The sequence below is a fragment of the Yinghuangia aomiensis genome, from assembly GCF_039542225.1.
GTDB classification, from domain to species: domain Bacteria; phylum Actinomycetota; class Actinomycetes; order Streptomycetales; family Streptomycetaceae; genus Yinghuangia; species Yinghuangia aomiensis.
In genome coordinates, this window is the sequence record NZ_BAABHS010000002.1 from 318,266 (window position 1) to 329,288 (window position 11,023).

An 11,023-nucleotide genomic window follows, 5' to 3' on the forward strand; every position below is an offset into this window, starting at 1 on the left:
GATCGGCGGACCACCGGGAACCCGGCGGCGAGCGCGGTCGGGCGGGGGCCGACGACCAGCAGCGACGAAAGGCCGGACCTTGCACGGCGACGAGCGACGCACAGCGGACCACGCGGGCGGCCCCGACGAGGCCGGCCGCGGCGCGCCGGGCGGCTCCGACACCCCCGGGCCGCAGCCCGCCGCGGTTCCGGTGCGCCTGGTGTCCGCGCCGCCGCACGCAGGGACGCACGCGGTGTTCGTCGACGTCGGCTACGTGTACGCCGCCATCGGCCTGCTCGTCGCGGGCACCGCCGAACGCCGCGCGTTCCGCATCGACGCGGAATTCCTCATCAGCTCGCTCATCGACGAGGCCCGCAAGGTCTTCCCGGAAGGCCGCCTGCTGCGCGTCTACTGGTACGACGGCGCCCGCAACCGGGTCCCCACGTTCGAGCAGAAGCAGGTCGCCGAGCTGCCCGACGTCAAGGTGCGGCTCGGCAACCTCAACGCGCACAACCAGCAGAAGGGCGTCGACTCGCTCATCCGCAGCGACCTGGAGTCCCTCGCCCGCAACCGCGCCATCGAGGACGCGGTCGTGGTCAGCGGCGACGAGGACCTGGTGCTGGCCGTGGAGTCCGCGCAGTCGTACGGGGTGCGCGTGCACCTGTGGGGGATCGAACCCGCGTACGGCATGAACCAGGCCGAGCCACTCGTCTGGGAAGCCGACGTGACGCGCACCCTGCACCACGACTTCTGCGCGCCGTGCGTGCTCCGTTCCGTACAGCCCCCGGCCGTCGCCGTCGCCGCGGCGGCACCGGCGTCGGGTGCCGCGCAGGGCGGCGGCACCGTGCCGACGTTCGACCAGGTGTGGCGGCTCGGCGGCAAGATCGCCGAACGCTGGCTGGGCGCCCGCGGCCGCGAAGACATGATCGGCCTGATGCCCGGCCCCCGGCTGCCGGAGAACGTCGACAAGGCGCTGCTCGTCGACGCGGAAGGCGAACTCCAGTTCTCCCTCCGCCCGCACGAGGACCTGCGGCGGGCGCTGCGCAACGGCTTCTGGGACCGGCTCACCCAGGAGTTCGGTCCGGCGCACGGGGAAAGCTGACCGGGCGCGTCACCCGCGCGGTCGACGCGCCGGTTTTTCCGCCCCGTCCCGGCCGCGGCCTGTCCTACGCTCGGACCCGTGAGCACGCCGCCGTTCCTCGATCTGCCCGACACCGCCCGCGCCCGCCGCGTGCCGACGCCGCGCGGCGCGTTCGCGTGCCTGGAAGCCGCACCGCCCGCCGGGGTGCCGGTCCGCGGCACGGCCCTGCTGGTCCCCGGATTCACCGGCGGCAAAGAGGACTTCATCGCGCTGCTCGACCCGCTCGCGCAACGCGGCTACCGGGTGGCCGCGGTCGACCAGCGCGGGCAGTACGAGACCCCGGGCGGCGCGGACGACCCGGCGGCGTACGACCGCGGCACGCTGGTCGCCGACCTGGCCGCGTTCGGCGACGCGCTGGCCGACGGCCACGCCGGAGTGCCGGTCCACCTCGTCGGCCACTCGTTCGGCGGGCTCGTCGCCCGCTCGGCGGTCTTGGCGGCGCCCGGCCGCTACACGTCGCTCGTGCTGATGAGCACCGGCCCCGCCGCCATCCAGGACAGCGAAGCGGCCCGCCTGGCGATGCTCGAAGACGCGCTCGGCTCACACACCCTCGGCCAGGTCTGGGACGCGATGCGGGCGATGGACGCCGAAGCGGGCATCCTGCCGCCCTCCGACCCGCGCGTCGCGGACTACCTGCGGACCCGCTGGCTCGCCAACACCCCGGCGGCGCTGCTCGCCGCCGCCCGCCAGCTGCGCACCGAACCCGACCGCACCCCGGACCTGGCCGCCCTGATCGTCGGCGGGCTGCCGGCCCTCGTGCTGTCCGGCACGCGCGACTACGCCTGGCCGGTCCCGTGGCAGGCCGAAACCGCCCGCCGCCTCGGCGTCCGCCACGCGGTCGTCGACGGCGCCGCCCACTCGCCCAACGCGGAAGCCCCGGAGCCGACCGCGAAGGAACTCGCGGACTTCTGGGACGGGACCGCACGGAACGCCGACGGCCGGCCGCCGCGGTAAATCCGCGGCCACCGGCCGTCATCGGTCCTGCTGTGCCTACTCCGCTTACTCCGCGGCTTCGGCGGCACCCTCGCCCGCCGGACGGCGGCGACGGCGCCGGCGGCGCGGGGCCTCGGCGTCGCCTTCCGCGGCGGCCTCGGCCACCGGGGCGGCGGTCTCGGCGGGAGCCTCGGCCTCCGCCGCGGGCTTGCGGCGCGTACGAGTCCGCTTCGGGGCTTCCGCGTCGCCGTCCGCGACCGGAGCCACGGTCTCGGCCGGTGCCTCGGCCTCCGCGGCCGGCTTGCGCCGGGTCCGCGTCCGCTTCGGGGCCTGGGCCGGGACGGCGAACGGGTCCGTCGACGGGTTGACCGGCGCCGCGACCGCGGCGTCCGCCACGGTCTCGACGACCGCGACCGCGGTTGCGGCGGCGGCCGGCTCCGTACCGTCGTTCAGACGGCGGCGGCGACGGCTGCCCGGCGCCCGGCGGCGGCTCGGCTCGGCCGGTGCCTCGGCGGTCTCCGGACCGGACCGGGAACCCGAGCGGCCGCGCGACGACGTGCTGCCCGCCTTGCCGCGGCCCCGGCCGCCCTTGCCGCCGGTCTCTCCCAGGTCCTCGACCACCTCGGCGTCGAGGCCCGCACGGGTCCGCTCGGCGCGCGGGAGCACGCCGGTCGCCGACTCGGGAATCTGCAGCTCCGTGAACAGGTGCGCGGACGTCGAGTACGTCTCCGGCGGCTCGGGGAACGGCAGCTCCAGGGCCTTGTTGATGAGGCCCCAGCGCGGCATGTCCTCCCAGTCGACGAGCGTGACCGCGGTACCCGACGCGCCCGCGCGGCCGGTGCGGCCGATGCGGTGCAGGTAGGTCTTCTCGTCCTCGGGGCACTGGTAGTTCACGACGTGCGTGACGCCGTCGACGTCGATGCCGCGGGCCGCGACGTCGGTCGCCACCAGCACGTCGACCTTGCCGTTGCGGAACGCGCGCAGCGCCTGCTCGCGGGCGCCCTGCCCGAGGTCGCCGTGCACCGCCGCGGCCGCGAAGCCGCGCTCGGACAGGCCCTCGGCGAGGTCCGCGCAAGTGCGCTTGGTCCGGCAGAACACCATGGCCAGGCCGCGGCCGTTCGCCTGGAGGATGCGCGAGAGCATCTCCGGCTTGTCCATCGCGTGGGCGCGGTACACGTGCTGGCTGACCGAGGCCACCGTGGTGCCCTGGTCGTCCGGCGCGGACGCGCGGATGTGCGTCGGGCGGCTCATGTAGCGGCGCGCCAGCGTGATGATCTGGCCGGGCATCGTCGCGGAGAACAGCATCGTCTGGCGGCGCGCGGGCAGCCGGTCGACGATCTTCTCGACGTCCGGCAGGAAGCCCAGGTCCAGCATCTCGTCGGCCTCGTCGAGCACCAGCATGCGTACCTGGGAGATGTCCAGGTGGCCCTGCCCGGCCAGGTCGAGCAGCCGGCCCGGCGTGCCGACGACGACCTCGACGCCCTTCCGGAGCGCCTCGACCTGCGGCTCGTAGGCGCGGCCGCCGTACACGGCGAGCACGCGCACCGAGCGCATCTTGCCCGCGCCCTGGAGGTCGTTGGTGACCTGGACGCACAGCTCGCGGGTCGGCACCACGACGAGCGCCTGCGGGCTCTTGCCCGGGACCGCGGTCGCGCGGCCGGCCTCGACGTCGGCCTGGGTCACCACGCGCTGGAGGACGGGGATGCCGAAGCCGAGGGTCTTGCCCGTGCCGGTCTTCGCCTGTCCGATCACGTCGCTGCCCGCGAGGGCCACCGGCAGCGTCATCTCCTGGACGGGGAACGCCTCGGTGATGCCGAGGCTCTCCAGGGCCTCGGCGGTTTCCGGAAATACACCAAGTTCTCTGAATGTGGTCAGGGGTCCAGCCTCTTCTGTGTGTAGGGCCGCCGCTCACCGAGGCGGGTCAGGACCGCGTTGCCGCAGCCAGGCGCGCCGAGCGGATTCGGGGCGGACCTCGTCGTCCGCTGCCGCTCTGTGCCTGGGGCACGACACGGGACCTCGACCTCGATGGGGCCCCAAGTCGTCTTGGGGGCCCTCCCTGCCGGGGGCTGGGTGCGGGTCGGTCGGAGCCGATCGTCCTCCGACCGGGCATCCGCGTGCTGTACCACTGTACCCGCCGGTGTACTCCGAGAGGGGTGATGCTGGTTACGCTGCGGTCTCATGACTGAGGGAACACGGCCGGACACGGGCCCGGACACGGACCGGGCGCCGGACCAGACGCCGGACCACACGCCGGAGGCGGCGGCCGCGACGCAGGCGGCGGTGATCGAGCTGCTCGGCGTGTTGGCGTACGGCGAGATCACCGCGTTCGAACGGCTGGCCGAGGACGCCAAAATGGCGCCGTCCGTCGACGACAAGGCGGCGCTGGCCGCGATGGCGGTCGCCGAGTTCCAGCACTTCACCCTGCTCCGCGAGCACCTCGCCGGGCTGGGCGTCGACCCCGCCGAGGCGATGGCGCCGTTCGTGAAGCCGCTCGACGCGTTCCACCGCCACACCGCGCCGTCCGACTGGCTGGAAGGCCTGGTCAAGGCGTACGTCGGCGACGGCATCGCGGCCGACTTCTACCGCGAGGTCGCCGGGCACCTGGCCCCGGACAGCCGGACCCTGGTGGAAGAAGTCCTCGCCGACACGGGCCATGCCGACTTCGTCGTGGAGACCGTCCGCGCCGCCATCGCCGCCGACCCGCGGGTCGCCGGCCGCCTCGCGCTGTGGGGCCGCCGGCTGATGGGCGAGGCGCTCAGCCAGGCCCAGCGGGTCGCCGCGGAACGCGACGCGCTGTCCGCGCTGCTCGTCGGCGGACTGACCGTGCCCGGTTTCGACCTCGCCGAGATCGGCCGGATGTTCACGCGCATCACCGAAGCCCACACGGCGCGCATGGCGGCGCTGGGGCTGGCGTCCTAGCGCCAGCCCGCCCGGACACGGCGAAGGGGCCGCCCGCGGAATGCGGGCGGCCCCTTCGTGCTGCGTTCGTGCGGTGCTGCGTCCGGCGGTGCGGCGTCAGACCGCGCCGAAGCCGACGCGGCGGACGGCGGGCTCGCCGATCTCCACGTACGCGAGGCGGTCGGCCGGGATGATGACCTTGCGGCCCTTCTCATCCGTGAGCGACAGCACTCCGGCCGGGCTGGACAGCGCCTCCGCGACCGCGCGCTCGACGGCCTCCGCGCTGTCCGTGCTCTCCAGCACCAGCTCTCGTCCGGCGTGCTGCACGCCGATCTTGACCTCCACGGCTGTCCCTCCGATGTTCGGCGAACCCTCGACGAATACTCGACTACTCGACGAATGGGGGCGGCCTGCGACAGCACGCACCCGTACAGAGGGAAGGCTAATCCAGCCGGACGGGCACCCACCGCATGTCGGGTACGCCGAGCGCGAACGGGCGCCGGGAACAAACCCGGGATGCCGCCCCCGACCCGGCCCGCGGGCTCAGCTCGTCGGGACCTCGTCCCGGCGCGGGAAGCGCGAGATGCCGCGCCAGCCCAGCGTGGAGATCAGCCGGGACGCGGTGTCGCGGGGGATCGGCACGCCCTTGGAGACCCAGTAGCGCGCGGTGACCTGCGACATGCCGGTCAGCGCGACGGCGAGCAGCATCGCCTCGTCCTCGCCCAGGCCGGTGTCCTCGGCGATGACCTTGCTGACCGCCTCGGCGCAGACCTCGGCGACCCGGTCGACGCGGTCGCGCACCGCCTGCTCGTTGGTCAGGTCCGACTCGAAGACCAGGCGGAACGCGCCGCCGTGGTCGTCGACGAACGCGAAGTACGCATCCACCGTCGCGGCGACCCGCAGCTTGTTGTCGTGCGTGGACTCCAGCGCCGCCCGCACGGCGGCGACCAAGGCCTCGCAGTGCTGGTCGAGCAGCGCGACGTACAGCTCGAGCTTGCCGGGGAAGTGCTGGTAGAGCACCGGCTTGCTGACGCCGGCCTTCTCCGCGATGTCGTCCATCGCCGCCGCGTGGTAGCCCTGCGCCACGAACACCTCGTGGGCCGCGCCGAGCAGCTGGTTGCGCCGGGCCAGCCGGGGCAGCCGGGTGCCGCGCGGGCGGGAATCCGCATCCTGGATGGCTGTCACGGCGCTCCTCAAACGTGCTTCATACGTGTCCGACTACGCTTCGGACAAGGTCCCGACCGCGCGGCCGTAGGCGGGGCCGGCGGCGTGTTCCGCCACGTCATCCTACTTTTGGGTAACGCGTCGCCGTAAGTTTCGTGGCGCAACGAACAGGGTTACGGCAACGGCGGTGCCTTGCAAGGCCGTCCCGAATGCCGTCCCGAATGCCGTCCGGGCCCGGTCAGCGGTATTCCTCCTCCTCGCCGGGGGCGACCACGCGGCGCTGCGCGGTGGCGTCCGCGGGATCCACCCCGTCCGGTACGGGCTGCCACACGGCGGCGTCCTCGTCGGCGGCCTCGTCCACGACGGCGGCGCGCTGGGCGGCGACGTCGGCTTCGGGGGCCTCCATGTCGAGGTCGTCGGGGGCGGGCACGTCTTCCGGGTCGTCGTGGCGCAGTTCGACCTCGGGGTCGATCTCCGGGGCGAAGTCGGGCATGTGGGGCTCCTTCCGGGTATTGAGGGGTGTCCGGGGGCGGCCGAGGGTGCCGACAGCCCCGTATACCCCCCGTACCCGCGTTGCGCGTCCACGATCATCGATACCGAACCGTTGCCAGCGGAGCGGTTGGCTCCGGGGGCAAATATGCCCATACGACGTCCAAATCGCGCGCCCGTGCCGACCGCTTGGGGTGTCCGCCCCTTCCACGCCGGTGACCGTCTCGTAATATTGGCGAACGTGACGACCACTCAGGCGGAATCCGACGCTCCCGCGGCGGCCTGGCCTGCACGTACGGTCGCGGTGGCAGGTGAGACCACGGTGGCGGTACGGCGGCATCCGGAGCACGACCCGGCGCTGCCCCCCGCGGTCCTGGTGCACGGGCTCGGCGGGTCATCGCTGAACTGGGCCCACCTCGCCCACGAACTCCGCGGCGACCTTGCGGCCGACCTCGTCGACCTCCCCGGTTTCGGCTTCTCGCCCCCTCCGCACGACGGCGACTACTCGCTGTCCGCGCACTGCCGCGCGGTGGAGGGTCTGATCCTCAGCCTCAACCGCGGCCCCGTGCACCTGGTCGGCAACTCGATGGGCGGCGCCGTCGCCACCCGTGTCGCCGCCCGCCGCCCGGACCTGGTCGGCACCCTCACGCTCGTCTCGCCCGCCCTCCCCGACCTCAGACCGCAGGTCACCGCGCTGCCGACCGCCCTCATGGCGGTCCCCGGCTTCTCCGCCGGCCTGAACCGGCTCACCAAGGGCATGACGCCCGAGCAGCGCACGCGCGTTTCCGTAGGCCTGATTTTCGGCAGCCCGGACCTCCTGCCCGACGCGGAGTTCGCCGCGCTGGCCGCCGAATACCGGCGTCGGCTGGGGCTGCCCTACATGTCGGACGCCTTCACCCGGTCCGCCCGCGGCGTCGTCGCCGCGTACCTGGAACGCGGCCCGCGCAACCTGTGGAAGCAGGCCGCCGCCGTGCAGGCGCCGACCCTGCTGGTCTACGGACGCCGGGACCGGCTGGTGAACTCGGCCGTGGCGCGCCGCGCCCAGGCGACGTTCCCGGACCCGCGCCTGGTGATGGTGCCCGACTCCGGGCACGTCGCGATGATGGAGCACCCGCGGGTCGTGGCCCGCGCCGTACGTGAGCTGCTCGCCGAATCCGGCAAGCCGCCGATAACCGCCGACACCCCCGAAACGGCAGGGTGACGCTTAGTGGACAGACTCGGGGACCCTTCGACCAGCGGCGCTTACCCGTCGTACGAAGGCCAGCAGCCACAACAGCACCAGCACCAGCAGCAGTACCAGCAAGGCCAGCAGCAGTACCCGGCGGCCGCCTACGGTGAGGCCACCTACGGCGACTACGCCTCGGGTGAGTACGCCGCGTACGGCACCGGCTACGCCGAGCAGCAGCCCGCAGCGCAATACAGCGGCGAGTACGCCGTCGACACCAGCGGCCAGTACGCGGCGGCGCCGCAGTACGCCGCCGAGGGTTACTACGCACCGCAGACCGGTGGGTACGAGCAGTCCCTGTACGAGCAGGCGGCTTACCCGCAGCAGGGCTATCCGCAGCAGACGTACGAGCACCAGGCCTACGAGCAGGCGGCCTACCAGCAGCAGACGTACGACGGGACGTACGAGGGCCAGGCATACGGCTATGGCCAGCCGCAGGAGCCCTACGGCCACCCGCAGGTCGACGTGCCGCAGCCCGGATACGGGGCTCAGGCCCAGTACCCGGCGGCGTACGCTTTCGACCCCCTGAACGACCCGCTTCAGGACCCCCTGCACGACCCGATGCCGGCGGTACCGGCGCAGTACATGCCCGACCAGCACCAGCAGTACTTCCCCGAGCCGGAACCGCAGTTCGCCGCCCCGCCGCGGCAGATGCCGGACCCGGAGCCCGAGTTCGACCCGGAGCCCGCGGCGTGGGGCGACGCGGTGTACGTCGACCCGGTCGACGACCCCGCGCCGGCGGCCGTCCGTCCGCCGGTCCGCGATGCCATAGCGCCGCGCGCCAGGGCGGCCGCGGGCAGCGCCGCGGCCGGGACGACGGCGGCGGCAGGGCGTGCCGCGCAGACCCGCACGACCCCGCGGACCACGCGGTCGGCGCATGGATCGACCGCGTCGCCGGCCGCGTCCCGCTCGACGTCCTCGCGTTCTTCTTCGCCGGGCTCGTCCGGATCCTCGTCGCCGTCGTCGCCGGGCGGCCGGGCGGCGGCCCGGCGGGCCGCCGCGGAGGCGCCCGCGCGCAAGTCCAAGCGGCCGCTGGTCGCCGCGGGCGGCGCGGTGGTGACCGGTGCGGTGCTGGCCGGTGTGGTGGCGATGCAGATGCCCGACGGCGGTTCGTCGGCGCAGGCCAAGCCGGACACGGCGCACACCGAAGACCCGTCGCGGCGGACCGACGACCCCGCGTCCCGCAGTTCGGACCGCGAGCAGGTGCAGCCGGCCGGGGCGACGCAGAGTTCCCCGGCACCGGGGCCGTCGACGGTGCCGATTCCGACGCCGACGTCGCCCGGGTCGCTCACCGACCGGATGAAGGTGAAGTTCGACCTGGACCAGCAGCTCGCGCTGTCCGGCAGCTTCGACGTCCTGCCGGGCAGCGTGAAGGCGCCCGGGTCCGGCAAGAAGTACACCTACCGAATCGAGACCGAGCGCGGCCTGAACCTGGATCCCGAGCTGTTCGGCGAGGCGGTGCAGACGACGCTCAACGACCCGCGGTCCTGGGCGCACGACGGCAAGACGTTCGAACGCACCGACGGCAAGGCGGACTTCGTGATCCGCCTGGCGAGCCCGGGGACGACGAACAAGCTGTGCGGCGCGGTCGGCCTCGACACGTCCGAGCAGACGGTGTCGTGCGACGCGGCGGGCACCCCGTACGTGGTGATCAACGCGTGGCGGTGGGCGCAGGGTTCGGAGACGTTCGGCGACGAGATGGTCCTGTACCGCGAGATGCTCATCAACCACGAGGTCGGGCACCGGCTCGGCCACGGGCACGAGTACTCCTGCCGCCCGGACGGGCTGGCGCCGGTGATGATGCAGCAGACCAAGACGGTGACCGCGCAGAACGGCAAGGTCTGCAAGATCAACGCGTGGCCGTACCCGGCCTGACCGGCGTGGACGCGCCCGGGTACGGCGAGTGAGACGACCGTCTCACGGTCCGGACCCCCTGCCGGGGAATGGGGGGCCGCGTGGCACTGTTGGGTGGAGAAATGTCGCAATGACAAGGTCTGACCATCGGAGTCTCCGTGTCGCTACCACCCTTGGTCGAGCCGGCTGCCGACCTGACCGTCGATGAGGTCCGCCGCTACTCGCGCCACCTGATCATCCCGGACTTCGGGATGTCCGGGCAGAAGCGCCTGAAGAACGCGAAGGTCCTGTGTGTGGGCGCGGGCGGCCTCGGCTCCCCGACCCTGCTCTACCTGGCCGCGGCCGGTGTGGGCACGCTCGGCATCATCGAGTTCGACACCGTGGACGAGTCCAACCTGCAGCGCCAGATCATCCACGGCCAGAGCGACGTGGGGAAGTCGAAGGCGCAGTCGGCGCGCGAGAGCGTGCTGGAGGCGAACCCGTACGTCGACGTGGTCCTGCACGAGGAGCGCCTCGAAGCGGACAACGTGATGGAGCTGTTCGCGCAGTACGACCTGATCGTCGACGGCACGGACAACTTCGCCACCCGCTACCTGGTGAACGACGCGTGCGTGCTGCTCGGCAAGCCGTACGTGTGGGGTTCGATCTACCGCTTCGACGGCCAGGCGTCGGTGTTCTGGGCCGAGCACGGCCCGTGCTACCGCTGCCTCTACCCGGAGCCCCCGCCCCCCGGCATGGTGCCGTCGTGCGCCGAGGGCGGCGTGCTGGGCGTGCTGTGCGCGTCGATCGGGTCGATCCAGACCAACGAGGCGATCAAGATGCTCACCGGCATGGGCGAGCCGCTGCTCGGCCGGCTGATGATCTACGACGCCCTGGAGATGACGTACCGCCAGGTCAAGGTCCGCAAGGACCCGGAGTGCGCGGTGTGCGGCAAGAACCCGACGGTCACCGAGCTCATCGACTACGAGGCGTTCTGCGGCGTCGTGTCCGAGGAGGCCCAGGAGGCCGCCGCGGGTTCCACGATCACCCCGCGGACCCTCAAGGAGTGGATGGACGCGGGCGAGAACATCCACGTCATCGACGTCCGCGAGCCGAACGAGTACGAGATCGTCTCGATCCCCGGCGCGGTGCTGGTGCCGAAGAACGAGTTCCTCATGGGCCGTGCGCTGGAGAACCTGCCGCAGGACAAGAAGATCGTCCTGCACTGCAAGACGGGCGTGCGTTCCGCGGAGGTCCTCGCGGTGCTCAAGTCGGCCGGCTTCAACGACGCCGTGCACGTCGGCGGCGGCGTGATCGGCTGGGTCAACCAGATCGAGCCGGAGAAGCCCGTCTACTGACGG

At 72.9% G+C, this 11,023-nt stretch carries 10 protein-coding genes; 6 read left to right on the forward strand and 4 right to left on the reverse strand.

All coding sequences use genetic code 11. From position 1 onward, the window contains the following. Positions 1–79: 79 nt before the first annotated feature. Positions 80–1,081 (forward strand): NYN domain-containing protein, encoded by a 1,002-nt coding sequence (locus ABEA93_RS03865; RefSeq protein ID WP_345673812.1) that lies wholly within the window; start codon positions 80–82, stop codon positions 1,079–1,081. A gap of 78 nt (positions 1,082–1,159) precedes the next feature. Then, the gene (locus tag ABEA93_RS03870; RefSeq protein ID WP_345673813.1) at positions 1,160–2,074 is read left to right on the forward strand and encodes an alpha/beta fold hydrolase; all 915 of its coding nucleotides are present in this window, start codon (positions 1,160–1,162) and stop codon (positions 2,072–2,074) included. Positions 2,075–2,119: 45 nt separating this feature from the next. Here ABEA93_RS03870 and ABEA93_RS03875 read toward each other — a convergent pair whose 3' ends face one another. Continuing rightward, positions 2,120–3,838, reverse strand: a complete 1,719-nt coding sequence (locus ABEA93_RS03875; RefSeq protein WP_345673814.1) for a DEAD/DEAH box helicase — start codon at positions 3,836–3,838, stop codon at positions 2,120–2,122. A 393-nt stretch (positions 3,839–4,231) separates the two neighbouring features. Here ABEA93_RS03875 and ABEA93_RS03880 point away from each other — a divergent pair, with 393 nt between their 5' ends. Beyond that, positions 4,232–4,972, forward strand: a complete 741-nt coding sequence (locus ABEA93_RS03880; protein ID WP_345673815.1) for a ferritin-like fold-containing protein — start codon at positions 4,232–4,234, stop codon at positions 4,970–4,972. A gap of 96 nt (positions 4,973–5,068) precedes the next feature. Here ABEA93_RS03880 and ABEA93_RS03885 read toward each other — a convergent pair whose 3' ends face one another. The 3 genes from ABEA93_RS03885 to ABEA93_RS03895 all read right to left on the reverse strand — a co-directional run bounded on the left by ABEA93_RS03885 (position 5,069) and on the right by ABEA93_RS03895 (position 6,608). Then, the gene (locus ABEA93_RS03885; protein WP_345673816.1) at positions 5,069–5,296 is read right to left on the reverse strand and encodes a DUF3107 domain-containing protein; all 228 of its coding nucleotides are present in this window, start codon (positions 5,294–5,296) and stop codon (positions 5,069–5,071) included. Between the two features lie 198 nt (positions 5,297–5,494). Continuing rightward, positions 5,495–6,136, reverse strand: a complete 642-nt coding sequence (locus ABEA93_RS03890) for a TetR/AcrR family transcriptional regulator (protein ID WP_345673817.1) — start codon at positions 6,134–6,136, stop codon at positions 5,495–5,497. Positions 6,137–6,353: 217 nt separating this feature from the next. Then, on the reverse strand, positions 6,354–6,608 hold the full coding sequence (locus tag ABEA93_RS03895; RefSeq protein WP_345673818.1) for a hypothetical protein: 255 nt from the start codon (positions 6,606–6,608) through the stop codon (positions 6,354–6,356). A gap of 237 nt (positions 6,609–6,845) precedes the next feature. Between ABEA93_RS03895 and ABEA93_RS03900 the strand changes: the two genes are divergently transcribed. The 3 genes from ABEA93_RS03900 (at position 6,846) to moeZ (ending at position 11,020) form a co-directional block, all read left to right on the forward strand. Then, positions 6,846–7,805, forward strand: coding sequence for an alpha/beta fold hydrolase (locus tag ABEA93_RS03900; RefSeq protein ID WP_345673819.1), 960 nt, complete (start codon positions 6,846–6,848; stop codon positions 7,803–7,805). A gap of 6 nt (positions 7,806–7,811) precedes the next feature. Next, positions 7,812–9,704: a DUF3152 domain-containing protein gene (locus tag ABEA93_RS03905; protein ID WP_345673820.1), complete on the forward strand. Its 1,893-nt coding sequence runs from the start codon at positions 7,812–7,814 to the stop codon at positions 9,702–9,704. Positions 9,705–9,841: 137 nt separating this feature from the next. Beyond that, a complete protein-coding gene (moeZ, locus tag ABEA93_RS03910) occupies positions 9,842–11,020 on the forward strand; it encodes an adenylyltransferase/sulfurtransferase MoeZ (protein ID WP_345673821.1) in 1,179 nt (392 codons plus the stop codon). Positions 11,021–11,023 lie beyond the last annotated feature (3 nt).

Bases quoted from the DNA above. Each gene is read 5' to 3' on its own strand.
- ABEA93_RS03875 (WP_345673814.1), bottom strand. From the start codon at position 3,838: ATGACGCTGCCGGTGGCCCTCGCGGGCAGCGACGTGATCGGACAGGCG.
- ABEA93_RS03880 (WP_345673815.1), top strand. From the start codon at position 4,232: ATGACTGAGGGAACACGGCCGGACACGGGCCCGGACACGGACCGGGCG.
- ABEA93_RS03895 (WP_345673818.1), bottom strand. From the start codon at position 6,608: ATGCCCGACTTCGCCCCGGAGATCGACCCCGAGGTCGAACTGCGCCAC.